Annotated in this window: 16 protein-coding genes; 12 read left to right on the top strand and 4 right to left on the bottom strand. The window is 60.5% G+C overall.

Annotated elements, in window-relative coordinates; genetic code table 11:
- Positions 1-48 precede the first annotated feature (48 nt).
- A complete protein-coding gene (locus tag ABV589_RS21480; RefSeq protein WP_367083511.1) occupies positions 49-369 on the bottom strand; it encodes a DUF2288 domain-containing protein in 321 nt (106 codons plus the stop codon).
- Positions 370-720: 351 nt separating this feature from the next.
- Here ABV589_RS21480 and ABV589_RS21475 point away from each other — a divergent pair, with 351 nt between their 5' ends.
- The 5 genes from ABV589_RS21475 (at position 721) to ABV589_RS21455 (ending at position 5,721) form a co-directional block, all read left to right on the top strand.
- Positions 721-1,848 carry a branched-chain amino acid ABC transporter substrate-binding protein gene (locus ABV589_RS21475; protein ID WP_367083509.1) on the top strand — a complete coding sequence of 376 codons (1,128 nt, stop codon included), beginning with the start codon at positions 721-723 and terminating at the stop codon, positions 1,846-1,848.
- 230 nt (positions 1,849-2,078) lie between these two features.
- Positions 2,079-3,002, top strand: a complete 924-nt coding sequence (livH, locus tag ABV589_RS21470) for a high-affinity branched-chain amino acid ABC transporter permease LivH (protein ID WP_027614381.1) — start codon at positions 2,079-2,081, stop codon at positions 3,000-3,002.
- Positions 2,999-4,255, top strand: coding sequence for a high-affinity branched-chain amino acid ABC transporter permease LivM (locus ABV589_RS21465; RefSeq protein ID WP_007969481.1), 1,257 nt, complete (start codon positions 2,999-3,001; stop codon positions 4,253-4,255). The genes livH and ABV589_RS21465 overlap by 4 nt, the downstream gene beginning before the upstream one ends.
- Positions 4,252-5,019: a high-affinity branched-chain amino acid ABC transporter ATP-binding protein LivG gene (gene livG, locus ABV589_RS21460; RefSeq protein WP_007969480.1), complete on the top strand. Its 768-nt coding sequence runs from the start codon at positions 4,252-4,254 to the stop codon at positions 5,017-5,019. The genes ABV589_RS21465 and livG overlap by 4 nt, the downstream gene beginning before the upstream one ends.
- Positions 5,020-5,721, top strand: coding sequence for an ABC transporter ATP-binding protein (locus ABV589_RS21455; protein WP_367083507.1), 702 nt, complete (start codon positions 5,020-5,022; stop codon positions 5,719-5,721).
- Positions 5,722-5,895: 174 nt separating this feature from the next.
- On the opposite strand, the gene ABV589_RS21450 is transcribed toward ABV589_RS21455, so the two are convergent.
- On the bottom strand, positions 5,896-7,134 hold the full coding sequence (locus ABV589_RS21450) for a DUF2599 domain-containing protein (RefSeq protein WP_367083506.1): 1,239 nt from the start codon (positions 7,132-7,134) through the stop codon (positions 5,896-5,898).
- A gap of 34 nt (positions 7,135-7,168) precedes the next feature.
- The gene (locus ABV589_RS21445) at positions 7,169-8,872 is read right to left on the bottom strand and encodes a DUF2599 domain-containing protein (protein WP_367083505.1); all 1,704 of its coding nucleotides are present in this window, start codon (positions 8,870-8,872) and stop codon (positions 7,169-7,171) included.
- Between the two features lie 213 nt (positions 8,873-9,085).
- Here ABV589_RS21445 and ABV589_RS21440 point away from each other — a divergent pair, with 213 nt between their 5' ends.
- Genes ABV589_RS21440 through ABV589_RS21425 form a run of 4 tightly spaced genes read left to right on the top strand, consistent with a single transcriptional unit; the run spans position 9,086 to position 11,532 of the window.
- The gene (locus ABV589_RS21440; protein ID WP_007969475.1) at positions 9,086-9,394 is read left to right on the top strand and encodes a DUF2282 domain-containing protein; all 309 of its coding nucleotides are present in this window, start codon (positions 9,086-9,088) and stop codon (positions 9,392-9,394) included.
- A 25-nt stretch (positions 9,395-9,419) separates the two neighbouring features.
- Positions 9,420-10,307, top strand: a complete 888-nt coding sequence (locus ABV589_RS21435) for a DUF692 domain-containing protein (protein WP_367083504.1) — start codon at positions 9,420-9,422, stop codon at positions 10,305-10,307.
- Complete coding sequence (locus ABV589_RS21430) at positions 10,304-11,059, top strand: DNA-binding domain-containing protein (RefSeq protein ID WP_367083502.1); 756 nt, start codon at positions 10,304-10,306, stop codon at positions 11,057-11,059. Before ABV589_RS21435 ends, ABV589_RS21430 begins: the two co-directional genes overlap by 4 nt.
- Positions 11,056-11,532 (top strand): DoxX family protein, encoded by a 477-nt coding sequence (locus ABV589_RS21425; protein ID WP_367083500.1) that lies wholly within the window; start codon positions 11,056-11,058, stop codon positions 11,530-11,532. Before ABV589_RS21430 ends, ABV589_RS21425 begins: the two co-directional genes overlap by 4 nt.
- Before the next feature lie 145 nt (positions 11,533-11,677).
- On the opposite strand, the gene ABV589_RS21420 is transcribed toward ABV589_RS21425, so the two are convergent.
- Positions 11,678-12,592, bottom strand: a complete 915-nt coding sequence (locus ABV589_RS21420) for a LysR family transcriptional regulator (RefSeq protein WP_108590247.1) — start codon at positions 12,590-12,592, stop codon at positions 11,678-11,680.
- Positions 12,593-12,695: 103 nt separating this feature from the next.
- On the opposite strand from ABV589_RS21420, the gene ABV589_RS21415 reads away from it, so the two are divergent.
- The 3 genes from ABV589_RS21415 (at position 12,696) to ABV589_RS21405 (ending at position 15,719) form a co-directional block, all read left to right on the top strand.
- Positions 12,696-13,295, top strand: coding sequence for a short chain dehydrogenase (locus tag ABV589_RS21415; protein ID WP_367083498.1), 600 nt, complete (start codon positions 12,696-12,698; stop codon positions 13,293-13,295).
- A gap of 59 nt (positions 13,296-13,354) precedes the next feature.
- A complete protein-coding gene (locus ABV589_RS21410) occupies positions 13,355-14,008 on the top strand; it encodes a hypothetical protein (RefSeq protein WP_367083497.1) in 654 nt (217 codons plus the stop codon).
- Positions 14,009-14,105: 97 nt separating this feature from the next.
- On the top strand, positions 14,106-15,719 hold the full coding sequence (locus ABV589_RS21405; RefSeq protein ID WP_135295099.1) for an NAD(P)/FAD-dependent oxidoreductase: 1,614 nt from the start codon (positions 14,106-14,108) through the stop codon (positions 15,717-15,719).
- Positions 15,720-15,839 lie beyond the last annotated feature (120 nt).

Genomic DNA, 15,839 nt, shown 5'->3' with positions numbered 1-15,839 from the left:
CATCACGCTACTCGGCTACACACTTTTCGCGGTCAACCATTCGCACCATCAAGGTGCAACGTTGGAATCGCCCGCCCTTTCCTGGATCAGAATCCACGGACTCACCACCACCGCCCACAGCTGCGGATCACGCTCGAAAATATCCAGCGCCCGCGTTTCAGACAGCTTGGCGACCTTGTCTTCGGCCAGCCAGGCGGCGACTTTCTCGCCATCGTCCGCGGCCACGGCCTCGGCGGCGGCGATCAAATCCAGGGCCGGGTCGACCCACAATAGGGCACCCTTGGCGAAGAACGGCTCCAGCTCTTTCCAGGTAATAGATGCGGTTTCACCAAGCAGCTTGGCATAGAGGGTGCTAGGTTCTTGATTCATGGGACTGTCCGGAAAAGAAATCGACGCGAATGATAACGTCGGTGGTCCGGCAGAAAAACCCGGTTGCAAATGGCTTCACCGAACGAAAAGAGCAGGAACGCCAAGGAATGCTGGTGATTGGGATATATGCCCACGAATGCCCCGCCGCAATTCTGTCTTTTTCATTCAAAAATGCGACACCCCCAAGTTTTGCCCCTCGGCGCCCGCTTCCCAGGCCAACAACCGGCGCTCTACACTGTACCGGTACAGTTGCCGGGGGCATTTCCGGAGGGTATCGCAAAGATATCTGACCCGGTTCTGCTGCTACGGCGCCAGAACTCAAAAAAATTACAACAGTAAGAGTGGAGCACTATGACTAAGGCTACTAAGCAGATTTCCAAACTGTTTGCCGCTATGGTTCTGGCCGGGGTTGCCAGCCATTCGTTCGCAGCTGACACCATCAAGATCGGTATTGCCGGCCCTAAAACCGGCCCGGTAGCCCAATACGGCGACATGCAGTTCAGTGGCGCGAAAATGGCCATCGAGCAGATCAACGCCAAGGGCGGCGTCGACGGCAAGAAACTCGAAGCCGTTGAATACGATGACGCGTGCGATCCGAAACAAGCGGTAGCGGTTGCGAACAAGGTCGTCAACGACGGCGTCAAGTTCGTGGTCGGTCACCTGTGCTCCAGCTCCACCCAGCCTGCTTCGGACATCTACGAAGACGAAGGCGTCGTGATGATCACCCCGGCTGCCACCAGCCCGGACATCACCGCCCGTGGTTACAAAATGGTCTTCCGCACCATCGGTCTGGACAGCGCCCAGGGCCCTGCCGCCGGTAACTACATCGCCGACCACGTGAAGCCGAAAATCGTTGCCGTCCTGCACGACAAGCAGCAATACGGTGAAGGCATCGCCACCGCAGTCAAGGCGACCCTGGAGAAGAAAGGCGTGAAAGTCGCCGTGTTCGAAGGCGTCAACGCCGGCGACAAGGACTTCTCCTCGATCATCTCCAAGCTCAAGCAAGCCAACGTCGACTTCGTCTACTACGGCGGCTACCACCCGGAGCTGGGTCTGATCCTGCGTCAATCCCAGGAAAAAGGCCTGAAAGCCAAGTTCATGGGGCCGGAAGGCGTGGGTAACGACTCCATTTCGCAGATCGCCAAGGACGCTTCCGAAGGCCTGCTGGTGACCCTGCCGAAATCCTTCGACCAGGATCCGGCCAACGTCGCCCTGGCTGATGCCTTCAAGGCCAAGAAAGAAGACCCGAGCGGCCCGTTCGTGTTCCCTTCCTACTCGGCGGTTGAAGTGATTGCCGGCGGTATCGCCGCTGCCAAATCCGAAGACCCTGCCAAAGTGGCCGAAGCCATTCACGCCGGCACCTTCAAGACCCCTACCGGCGACCTGAGCTTCGACGCCAAGGGCGACCTGAAGGACTTCAAATTCGTGGTTTACGAGTGGCACTTCGGCAAACCTAAAACTGAAGTTTCGCCTCAGTAAGGCGCGCCCTGACTGACTGCCAATAAAGCCCACGGCGTGCCGTGGGCTTTGTTTTACGAATGTATGGGCCGCGCTGGCGTGATCCGCCAGTCTCCCCACCTGAAAATCTCAAAACCGTCATCAGCGGTTCGCTGGCAAAACCCGGATTCGAAGTGGATAAAGATCCACGGGGCCGGGCGGGAAAATGACTCCACCAGTGAAATGCGTATCAGGTTTTTAGGAGCGTTGTAATGCCTGACATCTATCACTTCTTCCAACAGCTGGTTAATGGCCTGACCATTGGCAGCACGTATGCCCTGATCGCCATCGGCTATACGATGGTTTACGGCATCATTGGAATGATCAACTTCGCCCACGGCGAGGTGTACATGATCGGTTCCTACGTGGCGTTCATCGCCATCGCCGGGCTGGCCATGATGGGAATCGACAACGTCCCGCTGTTGATGACCGCCGCGTTCATCGCGAGCATCGTCGTCACCAGTTCCTACGGTTACAGCATCGAACGGATCGCCTACCGCCCCCTGCGCGGCAGCAACCGTCTGATCCCGCTGATTTCCGCGATCGGTATGTCGATCTTCCTGCAGAACACGGTTCTGCTCGCGCAAGACTCCAAGGACAAATCCATCCCCAACCTGATCCCCGGCAACTTCTCCATCGGGCCAGGTGGCGCACATGAAGTGCTGATTTCCTACATGCAAATCGTGGTGTTCGTGGTGACTCTGGTCGCCATGCTCGGCCTCACGCTGTTCATCTCCCGTTCTCGCCTGGGTCGTGCCTGCCGCGCCTGTGCCGAAGACATCAAGATGGCCAACCTGCTGGGCATCAACACCAACAACATCATCGCCCTGACCTTCGTCATTGGTGCCGCGCTGGCAGCCGTCGCTGCTGTGCTGCTGAGCATGCAGTACGGCGTGATCAACCCCAACGCCGGTTTCCTCGTCGGCCTCAAGGCCTTCACCGCTGCGGTACTGGGCGGGATCGGCAGCATCCCCGGCGCGATGCTCGGTGGGCTGGTGCTCGGGGTGGCGGAAGCCTTTGGCGCCGATATCTTCGGCGACCAGTACAAGGACGTCGTGGCTTTCGGCTTGTTGGTTCTGGTGCTGTTGTTCCGTCCGACCGGCATTCTGGGCCGTCCGGAGGTTGAGAAAGTATGACTAGGAATCTTAAACAGGCACTGTTCAGTGCCTTGCTGGTGTGGGCCGTGGCCTACCCGGTACTCGGTCTGAAACTGACCATCGTCGGCATCAACCTCGAAGTGCACGGCACCAGCCCGGCCATTCTGGCGACCATCGCCGTGTGCTCGGTGCTGATGTTCCTGCGCGTGCTGTTCAACCAGCAGATCAGCAAGGCCTGGAAATCCTCGCCGGGGCTGCCGTTGATCCCGGCCAAGGCCAGCAACTTCCTGACCCTGCCGACCACGCAACGCTACATCATCATTGCGCTGATCCTCGGTGCACTGGTGTGGCCGTTCTTCGGCTCCCGTGGTGCAGTGGACATTGCCACGCTGATCCTGATCTACGTGATGCTCGGCCTTGGCCTGAACATCGTCGTCGGTCTGGCCGGTCTGCTCGACCTGGGTTACGTCGGCTTCTACGCCGTCGGCGCCTACAGCTACGCGCTGCTGTCGCACTACTACGGCCTGAGCTTCTGGATCTGCCTGCCGATTGCCGGCCTGATGGCGGCGACGTTCGGCTTCCTGCTGGGCTTCCCGGTGTTGCGTCTGCGCGGTGACTATCTGGCGATCGTGACCCTCGGTTTCGGCGAGATCATCCGGTTGTTCCTGCGCAACCTGACCGATATCACCGGCGGCCCGAACGGCATCAGCAACATCGAGAAACCGACGTTCTTCGGTCTGACCTTCGAACGCAAAGCGGCGGAAGGCATGCAAACCTTCCACGAATATTTCGGCCTCGAATACAACTCGATCAACAAGGTGATCTTCCTCTACCTGGTTGCCCTGTTGCTGGCGCTGGCGGCACTGTTCATCATCAACCGCCTGCTGCGCATGCCGATCGGCCGTGCGTGGGAAGCGCTGCGTGAAGACGAAATCGCCTGCCGTGCACTGGGCCTGAATCCGACGATCATCAAGCTGTCGGCGTTCACCCTGGGTGCGAGCTTCGCCGGTTTCGCCGGGAGCTTCTTCGCCGCCCGTCAGGGTCTGGTGACGCCGGAATCGTTCACCTTCATCGAGTCGGCGATCATCCTCGCCATCGTCGTGCTGGGTGGCATGGGCTCGCAGCTGGGCGTGATTCTCGCGGCCGTGGTGATGATCCTGTTGCCGGAAATGATGCGTGAGTTCAGCGAATACCGGATGTTGATGTTCGGTGCGCTGATGGTGTTGATGATGATCTGGCGTCCACAAGGTCTGCTGCCGATGCAACGCCCACACATGGAGTTGCGAAAATGAGCCGCGAGATTCTGAAGGTTGAAAATCTGAGCATGCGCTTCGGCGGTTTGCTCGCGGTCAATGGCGTGGCCCTGACCGTCAAGGAAAAACAGGTGGTGGCACTGATCGGGCCGAACGGCGCGGGCAAGACCACCGTGTTCAACTGCCTGACCGGTTTCTACCAGCCATCGGGCGGCAGCATTCTGCTCGACGGCGAACCGATCCAGGGCCTGCCGGGGCACAAGATTGCCCTTAAGGGCGTGGTGCGCACCTTCCAGAACGTGCGGTTGTTCAAGGACATGACGGCGGTCGAGAACCTGTTGATCGCCCAGCACCGTCACCTGAACACCAACTTCCTGTCCGGCCTGTTCAAGACCCCGGCGTTCCGCAAGAGCGAACGCGAGGCCATGGAATATGCCGAATACTGGCTGGAAAAGGTCAACCTGAAAGAGTTCGCCAACCGTACCGCCGGCACCCTGGCCTACGGTCAGCAACGGCGTCTGGAAATCGCCCGCTGCATGATGACCCGCCCGCGGATTCTCATGCTCGACGAACCGGCCGCCGGTCTGAACCCGAAGGAAACCGAAGACCTCAAGGCGCTGATCAGCGTGCTGCGTGAAGAGCACAACGTCACCGTGCTGTTGATCGAACACGACATGAAGCTGGTCATGAGCATTTCCGACCACATCGTCGTGATCAACCAGGGCACACCGCTGGCTGACGGTACGCCGGAACAGATCCGCGACAATCCTGAAGTGATCAAAGCCTACCTGGGGGAAGCGTAAATGCTGCAGTTCGAAAACGTTTCCACCTTCTACGGCAAGATCCAGGCCCTGCACAGCGTCAACGTCGAAGTCCGTCAGGGCGAGATCGTGACCCTGATCGGCGCCAACGGTGCCGGCAAGTCCACGCTGCTGATGACGCTCTGCGGTTCGCCGCAGGCGCACAGCGGCAGCATCCGCTACATGGGTGAGGAACTGGTCGGCCAGGACTCGTCGCAGATCATGCGCAAGAGCATCGCGGTGGTGCCGGAAGGTCGTCGGGTGTTTGCCCGTCTAACCGTTGAAGAGAACCTGTCCATGGGCGGTTTCTTCACCGACAAGGGCGACTATCAGGAGCAGATGGACAAGGTCCTCGGCCTGTTCCCGCGCCTGAAAGAACGCTTCAACCAGCGCGGCGGCACCATGTCCGGCGGCGAACAGCAGATGCTCGCCATCGGCCGCGCGCTGATGAGCAAGCCGAAACTGCTGCTGCTCGACGAGCCGTCGCTGGGCCTGGCACCAATCATCATCCAGCAGATCTTCGACATCATCGAACAGCTGCGCAGGGACGGTGTAACGGTGTTCCTGGTCGAGCAGAACGCCAACCAGGCGCTGAAAATCGCTGACCGTGCGTACGTTCTGGAGAACGGCCGCGTGGTCATGCAAGGCACCGGTGAAGCACTGCTGACCGACCCGAAAGTGCGCGAGGCGTACCTCGGCGGTTGAGGTTTTTCACTGAACCAAAAAAAACGGCCTTCGGGCCGTTTTTTTATACCTCACACATCCCACCTGTAGGAGCTGCCGCAGGCTGCGATCTTTTGATCTAGCTTTTAAAAGGCAAAGTCAAAAGATCGTCCGATCGCGGCCCGAGCCTGCGGCAGCTCCTACAGGGAAGTGCCGTCAGTACGGGTTGCAGTGTTGAGCTACGGCGGTGGCCTGATCGACATACGGACGCGCCGGTTCAAGGTTCCACTCAGGTTTGTTGCGTACTGGCTTGCCCTCGTAGGTTGCCGCCAGATGGCAAACCATCTGCCGCCGCAACGAACCGCCATTGACGCTGTACTCGCGCCATTGCGCATCGTCCTTATGCTTGTTGTACAGCTCGGCAAACATCCGGTCGGTCTGGTCGTCCTTGATCGCCCGACCACACGCGGTCGGTACTACCGAGAGCGACCAGGTGTTCGGCCCCAGTTTCGGATCGGGACGTTGTACCCAGGTGCTGGACTCGATGTACTTGTCGCAGAATTTCGGTTCTGTCGGCGTCGAGGTCTGGATGCACGAGAAAGAGGCCTTGCCCACCGGGGTTTTCGGGAAGTCGATCTTGATGATGTTGCGATCCTTGCCGGTCTTGGCCTTGTAGTCCTTCTGGTTGGCCAACGCGTCGTTCAGACCACGCTGATCGCTGTAGAAGAACGCCAGAATCGGCAGTTCATCGGTTTTCGGATTGCCCAGGCGCAGCTCGGTCTGGGTCTGAAACTCACGGCTGTTGATGACTTTGCGCGCGCCCATGAAATTGCGAAAGGCATCGACCCGCTCCTTGCTGCTCATCGGATTGCGCATGTTGAAACCGCACTGCAACTGGTCCTGCTGACGATTGTTGTTGTACTGGGTGAAGTGCGCGACCCAGGCGTTCGGTGTGGTGATCGGTGGTTTCATGGCCTGACAGACCGCTTCGGTCGGGGCGGTGTTCTTGTTGTCGCCACAGCCGCGATCATTGCGAAAGTCGGTCCAGGCATCGTTGGGAAACGCGCAATAGACGTGCACTGGCGTCTCGGGGTCTTTCACCAGATCCCGGGGCGTAATCAGATAGCCGTTCTGCGTGCTCATGCCCGGGTCTTCATAACTGATGCCGTCGGCGCGCATGAACGAGGCGGCAAATGTGCCCAGCTCCACGGCTTTCGGGCTGGGGTTCCACACGTCCCACTTTTGCCCCTTGGCCGGATCGGCCCGATGCGTGCCGCGCACTAACAGCCCCGAGCAGTCCGACGCGGGGTCCTGACCGCAACTGTCGACGGTGTTGTTGTAGAGCTTTTCAACCTTCCGCAGCGTCTCGTCGCATGACTCGGCACTGGCCCATGCCGCATGCACCAACAGCGGCAATACGAGCAACGGGGCGATCCTGTTCAGACGTTTGTTCATGGCTTGCATCTCCTTGATTAGCCAACACACACACTTAACGCGGAACCGGGTTGCAACCGGCGGCCCGGGTCTCGGCATCCGATAGCGCCGGCCGGAACGGCTCGAGATTCCACGGCGTCTTGTTGCGATAGTTGGCCAGCACGCAGCCCAATTGCTGACGCATACTGCCGGCCGCCGTTTCGTTGTCGCGCCAATTGCTGTCCGCGCCCTTGAGCGCGAACAACTGCTCGTACAAGGCGCCGAGCTGGTCATTGGGCAAGGCGCGCCCCGCCGCAGTGGGCACGATGCTCAGGCTCCATTCATCCTTGCGGGTGCCGGGGTCGTAACGCTTGATCCAGTCGGCCGAAGCGATGTATTGCGGCGCCGGGGCTGCCACCGGATTGCAGCCGGCCTTAGCCGCTTCCTGCGGGCTGACCACGGGGCGGAACGGTTCCAGATTCCACTCGGTCTTGGCTGGGTAGTTCTGTACCAGACAGCTCAATTGCTGACGCATGCTCCCTGCTGATTTCTCGTGATCGCGCCACTGGCTGTCGGCGCCACGCAGGGCTGACAACTCCTGATAAACGGCGTCCTGATTGCTGGCCTGTATCGCCTTGCCCTCGGCCGTCGGTGTGACCTTGAGCGACCATTCTTTTTTCTTGCTGCCCGGGTCGTAACGCTCGATCCACACGGCATCAGCAATGTATCTGGGCGCCGGGGCGCCACCCACCACCATTTCGGCGATCGCCTGATCGGCGGCGACATAGCTGAAACGCTGTTCGGCAGGCTTGGTGAAATCCAGCCGCAGGATCGGCACGCTGTAGCCCTGAGCCTGGAGTTTCTTCTGGAAATTGCGCGCGCTGTTCAGGCCGTTCTCCGGCTTCGGCGGCGCCTGATCACCGCGGGTGGCGAAGTTCTGCGTGCTTCTGACGTTGTAGATGAAGGCGTCGATGTACTTCATGTTTTCGCTGCCGTCGTTGGTGGCGGTGGCGTTCTTCAACATGAACTCGTTGACCTGGGCACTGAAGGCAAAGGGATCCTTGTTGGTGGTATTCGGACGCGACTCGTGCACGCGGATCATCGCGTGCCAGTCGCTGGTTTTTTCCGCGTTCCATGAACACTGGCCGTACTGGATCGGCCCTTTCATCAGCCCGGTGTATTTCTGCGTCCATTGCTCGGCGGTGGTGACACCCGCCTCGGCACAGGTGCCGTAGGCCAGCGCGGCATTGCGATTGTTCATCGTGCCCTGGGCCGCGCGCGGCGGTTCGCGGCTGTCGAAGAACCCGCAGCCGTACCACTTGCGCTCCGGTCCGGTGCCGCCATCGAAGGCGTAGATGCAGGTGAAGCCCTGTTCCTTGACCGGCAGCTTCAACGCCGCCGCATCGGTAGGCGTGCGCAGGATGAAACCCGCCGGGTGAATCAGAATCCGCGTACTCAAGTCCTTGCGAATCCACGAATAGGACGTCGCGCCAATCTTGATCGCGTAAGGGCTGTAATCCCACGGATTGAACGGCCCGTCATTGACCATGCGCAAGGTCACGCCGCTGCAGTAATACAGCCCGCGCGCAGCACCGGTATCGGGTTCCTGGCAAGCGTCCTTGAGGGTGTTGTAGTTGTGGTTGATGCGCTTGAGCGTGTCCAGCGGATCAACTTGCGTCTGCGCGCAAACCGTACTGAACAACAAGGGCAGCGTGCAGGCGAGCGTAAAAGAGGAAGTCGTGCGCAATAGCGCAGCGCGGGCTGAGCGATCCTTCGTCATGAGATACCGTCCTGGTAAATCGGCCTGTGACAGGGCCGTTGCAATGACTATAGACGCGGAACCGAAGAAATCCCTGTAGGAGCTGCCGCAGGGTTTTGCATTTTTTTCTGAAAAATTTCGCCTGCGCTGTAACGCATCGCCATGAGCCTTCTCTAGTGGGGTAAGCAAGCGCACTTCGCTTGTAAAACCCAAGCTCAAATCTGGAGAAACATCATGACTGCTACCACTCGCACCCTGTCCGCCGCTGCACTGGTTCTGGCTCTTGGTTCCGCCCTGAGCATGACTGCCGTTTCCAGCGCCAACGCCGCCGACAACAGCAACATGGAAAAATGCTTCGGCGTGGCCATGAAGGGTCACAACGATTGCGCCGCAGGCGCGGGCACTACCTGTGCCGGCACAGCGAAGATGGACTACCAGGCCAACTCTTGGAAGTTCGTGCCAAAAGGCACCTGCACCACCACCGAGAGCAAGACCTCGCCGACCGGTTTCGGTCAGATGGAAGCCTTCAAAGCCAAGTCCTGATCCATTGCCTGCCCGAGTGACGCTCATGTTCTCAACCAGCGAACCTGTCCCACCGCGCACTCGGGCAGCCCTTTGCGGGCTCCCGCCCCGCGCCGGGCTGGGGCTCAAGACCGGGCACTTGCGTGAAGTGCTCGGCACCCGACCGGACCTCGGTTTCTTCGAAGTCCACGCCGAAAACTACATGGTCGACGGCGGTCCGTTTCATCATTTCCTCGGGTTGATCCGCGAGCAGTATCCGCTGTCGCTGCACGGTGTCGGGCTGTCCATCGGGGCCGAAGGGCCACTGGATGTTCAGCACCTGCAACGTTTGAAAACGCTGATCGAGCGCTATCAACCGCAAGCCTTTTCCGAACACCTGGCCTGGTCGAGCCACGGCCCGGTGTTCCTCAATGACCTGCTGCCACTGGCGTATGACACGCCGACGCTTCACCGCGTCTGCGCACATATCGACCAGGTGCAAAACACCCTCAAGCGTCCGATGCTGCTGGAAAATCCGGCGACCTATCTCGGCTTCGAACGCTCGACCCTCGATGAACCGGCGTTCATCGCCGAGGTGGTTCGCCGCAGCGGCTGCGGTCTGCTGCTCGACGTCAACAACGTCTACGTCTCGTGCATCAATCATCAACGCGATCCACTGGCCTACCTCGACGCGCTGCCCTTGCACGCGGTGGGTGAGATCCATCTGGCCGGGTTCGCCGAAGATGCCGACAGCCTCGGTGATCGCTTGCTGATCGATGATCACGGCGCGCCGATTGATGACGCGGTCTGGGCGCTATACCGACAGGCGCTCGAACGCGTTGGCCCGGTGGCAACCTTGATCGAGCGGGACAATCAGGTTCCGGCGTTCAATGTGCTGCTGGCCGAGGCGCAGCAGGCCGAAGCGTTGTTGCTGCGTGCAGGGGGTCAGCCATGAGCATTCAAGCCGATTTCGCTGCCGCCCTGCTCGACACTCGCCTGCCCTGCCCCGCCGGCCTGTGCAGCGCCAACGGTGCCGATCCTGCCAGCCGATTCTCGGTGTATCGCAATAACGTGCAAGGTTCGTTGATCAACGCGCTGGCCGACAGTTATCCGGTGGTGCAGCAGTTGGTCGGCGAGGAATTCTTCCGCGCCATGGCCGGGATTTTCATCCAGCAGCAGCCACCGCGCAGTCCGCTGATGAGCCGATATGGCGGCGAACTGGCGGACTTCATTGACGCATTCGAACCGGCGGCCGAGGTACCGTATCTGGCCGATGTCGCACGGCTCGAACGCTTGCGCACCCGCGCTTATCACGCCGCCGATGCCGCGACGGTCAGTGCGCAACAGATCAGCGCTGCACTGGCCGATCCGCAAACACTCGCCGAACTGAACATCACCCTGCATCCCTCGCTGCACCTGCTCGATTCAGCCTGTGCGGTGGTTTCGATCTGGGCAGCGCATCAAGGAGACGCGACGCTGGCCGGCATCGACATTCATCAAGGGCAACACGCACTGGTGCTGCGCAACGGTCTGGAGGTCGAGGTCTTTGCCCTCGATCACGGCGCCAGCGTGTTCATCCGCCATCTGCTCCATCACCGAGCGCTACTGGACGCGGCGCAAGACAGTCCGTCCTTCGATCTGCCGCAGACCCTCGCCCTGCTGATCGGCCACAACGCCATCACCGACCTGAACAAGGTATTGCCATGAACAACCTCATCACTCGTGCCATCGGACTCATGGAAAAAATCCCCCACAGCCTGATCGCCTTCATCGCGCGGTTCTCGATTGCCGCGGTGTTCTGGAAGTCCGGGCAGACCAAGGTCGAGGGGTTGGCCATCGACTTGATCGACGGCACCTTTCAGCTCGGCTGGCCGCGCTTGGCGGACTCGACGATCCCGTTGTTCCATAGCGAATACCACGTGCCGCTGCTGTCACCGGAAATCGCCGCGCACCTGGCGGCGTTCGCCGAACACTTCTTCCCCGTGCTGATCCTGATCGGTTTCGCCACACGCTTTTCGGCGCTGGCGCTGCTGGGCATGACGCTGGTGATCGAGGTGTTCGTCTACCCCGATGCCTATCCGACCCACGGCACCTGGGCGGCGGTATTGCTGTACCTGATGGCGACCGGGCCGGGCAGATTGTCGATTGATCACCTGATCGCCAGGTACTGGAACCGCTGATGTCCCTGATGTCCCTGTAGGAGCTGCCGAAGGCTGCGATCTTTTGATTTTCAAGATCAAAAGATCGCAGCCTTCGGCAGCTCCTACACGTGTATCACGGGTATCCCCGATTTCACGGGTATCACAGGCATCACAGACATCGTGGTCAATGCGCCAGCCGATCCAGCGCCTCACCACTGCGCTTGAACCAGCCAATCAGATAATCCGCCAACACCTGCGTGCGCTTGGGCAATCCACCCTGATACGGGTGCACCAGGTACATCGGCATCCGCCGTGTCTGAAAATCGCGCAGCAGCCAGCGCAACCGGCCGTCAGCCAGTTCCGTTTGCAGCAGATACGACGGCAACCGTGCGATACCGGCGCCGGCCAGCGCGGCCTTTTTCAGCAGGTTGTAATGGTTGCTGGCGAACGGTCCCGACACCGGCACCCGCAGCAATTCGTGCTGCTGGTGATACAGCCATTCCTCGCGGCCACTGTAGTGGCTGTTGAGCAGGCAACGGTGTTCGACCAGATCCTGCGGGGTTCGGGGTTCGCCGAACTGTTCTAGATAGGCCGGGCTGGCGCAGGTCATTTCCTGCCACGCCAGCAAGGGTTTGGCCACCAGGCGCTCATCATTGGCCACGTCGCTGCGAATCGCCAGGTCGAACCCATCGCGTGACAGGTCGCGATAGTTGTTGTTCAGTTCCAGCTCGATCTGTACTTCGGGATACTTGTGCGAGAACTCCAGCAGCAAGCCATCGAAAAACGTTTCGCCCAGTGACACCGGCACTGTCATCCGCACCGGCCCGGCCATGTCGTCTTTCAAACGCGCCAGCGCCTGACGTGCCCGCTCCACCTGCACCACCAGCGCCTGGGCTTGCGGCAACAATGCGGCGCCCGCCGCTGTCAGGCTCAAACGGCGCGTCGTGCGCTGCAGCAGCACCACGGAAAACTGCGCTTCCAACTGACTGATGCGTTTTGACAACTGGCCCTTGCTGCAACCCAGTTGCTGCGCCGCCAGGGTAAAACTGCCGGCCTCGATCAACACCGCGAACGCCGCCAGATCATCCATTTCGCTCATGGATTGTTTCCATTTGAAAACCAAAGGTTGCCTATTAGTGCGCTTATCCACAGAAAAAACCACTCTAGACTGAAACCTCATTCAACTCATTGAGGAACAGCCCATGAAGATTCTGTTGATCGGTGCCGCCGGCACCATTGGTTCAGCCGTGGATAAAGAGCTGAGCCAGCGTCACGACGTGATTCGCATCGGTCGCAGCAGCGGCGACTTCCAGGTGGACATCAGCGACAGCGCATCGATTCGCAAGCTGTTCGAGCAGACCGGCAAGTTCGACGCGCTGATCTGCGCCGCCGGTAACGTGACCTTCGCCCCACTCGGCGAGATGAACGCTGACAGCTTTGCCCTGGGCCTGAAAGACAAGCTGATGGGCCAGGTCAACCTGCTGCTGATCGGCCGCGAATACGCCAACGACGGTGCCTCGTTCACCTTCACCACCGGCGTGCTCAGCCACGACCCGATCCGTACCGGCGCCTCGGCGGCACTGGTCAACGGTGCGCTGGACAGCTTCGTCAAAGCCGCTGCCATTGAACTGCCGCGCGGTCTGAGGGTGAACTCGATCAGCCCGACCGTGCTGCTGGAAGCCATGGGCAGCTATGCCCCGTACTTCCGTGGCTACAAGCCGGTTCCGGCAGCCGATGTGGCATTGGCCTACGCGAAAAGTGTCGAAGGCCTGCAAACCGGTCAGACCTTTCACGTGGGCTAAACCCTTGTGATCAACGGTCAGCCTGCGTAACGTGGCGGCACTTGTCTGGAGAGCCGAAGATGCGTGTTGCCCGTTCGTTGATCGTTGTTGCCCTGCTGCCGTTGTTCGCCGCCTGCCAATTGCTCGATGGCCCGCGTGAAAGCGCGTCCCACGTCGGGCAGACCCGGATGCAAGGGCAGTTGACGGCAGCCGACGGCAAACTGGTGTTCCAGCCGTGTGGCGAACAGCGTCAGTACGTGGTCAACGACATCGGCGGCACCAGCGTGCTGCAAGAGGCCGCGACCCTCGCCGATCAGCAGGGCAAACTGTTTGCCGATGTGCGCGGCAAGCTTGTCGGCGACCGCCTCGACCTCGGCCAGCTGTATCGCGTCGAGCGTTCCGGCACCGCCTGCGATGACCCGAATTTCAAGCTGTTGATCCTGCGTGCCGCCGGCCACGGGCCCGAGTGGAACGTCAAAGTCAGCGGCAAGGGCATGGTCATCGACCGCGAAGGCCAGCCGGCACTGGCGGTGCCTTATGTCGAAGAGCAATTGGGCGACGGCCGCTTCAACCTCAGCAGTGAAGCCAACAACCAGCACATCGAGTTGTGGGTCGCGCCGCAACGCTGTGTCGACAGCAGCACCGGCAGCGTGCAGCACATGAGCGCCGAACTGCGCATCGACGGCAAGGTCGAGCGTGGTTGCGGGTATTTCGGCGGATCGCGTAACGACTGAGCGTTTTAGCCTCACCGGATCCGGCCTTTGCGGCTTATAATCGCGGCCTTCAAACGCCCTGGCGCAGTTGTGCGCCCCGCGAATCCGGATCCTCGCCATGTTACGAATCACCGAACTCAAGCTGCCAATCGACCATCCCGAAGAAGACCTGCGTGCCGCCATCGTGCAGCGCCTGGGCATCGCCAGCGATGATTTGCTCGATTTCACCTTGTTCAAGCGCAGCTACGACGCGCGAAAAAAGTCCTCCGAACTGTGCTTCATCTACACCATCGACCTCAACGTGCGCGACGAGGCCAAGGTGCTGGGCAAGTTCGCCGACGACCGTAACGTCAACGTGGCGCCGGATGTCAGCTACAAATTCGTTGGTCAGGCGCCGAGCGACCTGAGCCAGCGCCCGATCGTGGTCGGTTTCGGCCCGTGCGGGATTTTCGCCGGCCTGTTGCTGGCGCAGATGGGCTTCAAGCCGATCATCCTCGAACGCGGCACCGAAGTGCGTCAGCGCACCAAGGACACTTGGGGCCTGTGGCGTAAAAGCGTGCTCAACCCCGAGTCCAACGTGCAGTTCGGCGAAGGCGGCGCGGGCACGTTCTCCGACGGCAAGCTGTACAGCCAGATCAAGGATCCGAAGTTCCTCGGTCGCAAAGTCCTGCACGAATTCGTCAAGGCCGGTGCGCCGGAAGAAATCCTCTACGTCAGCAAACCGCACATCGGTACGTTCCGTCTGACCGGCATGGTCGAGACCATGCGTGAAGAGATCCGCGCCCTGGGCGGCGAAGTACGCTTCCAGGAACGCGTCACCGACGTGCTGATCGAAGACGGTCAACTGGTCGGCGTCGAACTGGCGAGCGGCGAAACCCTGCATTCGAAACACGTGGTTCTGGCCCTCGGCCACAGCGCCCGCGACACCTTCCGCATGCTCCACAGCCGTGGCGTGTTCATGGAAGCCAAGCCGTTCTCGGTGGGTTTCCGCATCGAGCACCCGCAATCGCTGATCGACCGTGCGCGGCTGGGCAAGTACGCCGGCCACCCGAAGCTGGGCGCCGCCGACTACAAACTGGTGCACCACGCCAAGAACGGTCGTTCGGTCTACAGCTTCTGCATGTGCCCGGGCGGCACCGTGGTTGCAGCGACCTCCGAGCCGAACCGCGTGGTCACCAACGGCATGAGCCAGTACTCGCGTAACGAGCGCAACGCCAACTCCGGGATCGTCGTCGGCATCACCCCGGAAGTCGATTACCCGGGCGGCCCGCTGGCCGGTATCGAGTTGCAGGAGCGTCTGGAATCCCACGCGTTCATCCTCGGCGGCAGCGACTACAAGGCCCCGGCGCAATTGGTCGGCGACTTCATCAACGGCACCCCGTCGACCGAACTGGGCGAAGTCGAGCCGTCGTACAAACCGGGAGTGGCCCTGGGCGATTTGGCCCTGGCGCTGCCGGACTTTGCCATCGAAGCGATTCGTGAAGCGTTGCCGGCGTTCGAGAAGCAGATTCGCGGCTACTCGCTGCACGACGCGGTGTTGACCGGGATCGAAACCCGCACCTCGTCGCCGCTGCGCATTACGCGTAACGAGTCGCTGCAGAGCATGAACGTCAAAGGTCTGTTCCCGGCCGGTGAAGGCGCGGGTTATGCCGGCGGGATTCTGTCGGCGGGGGTCGACGGGATTCGGATTGCCGAGGCCGTGGCGCGCGACATTCTCGGTCTGGAAGCCTGATCAGCCAAATCTGCAAAACGCCCAACCCTGTGGGAGCTGGCTTGCCAGCGATGACGGACTCAGATTCGACATTGATGTTGACTGACAATCCGCTATCGCTGGCAAGCCAGCTCCCACAGT

This window comes from Pseudomonas sp. HOU2, assembly GCF_040729435.1.
Taxonomy (GTDB): Bacteria; Pseudomonadota; Gammaproteobacteria; order Pseudomonadales; family Pseudomonadaceae; genus Aquipseudomonas.
Note: the sequence above shows the minus strand (reverse complement) of the source record. Positions and strands in the feature narration are given on the sequence as shown.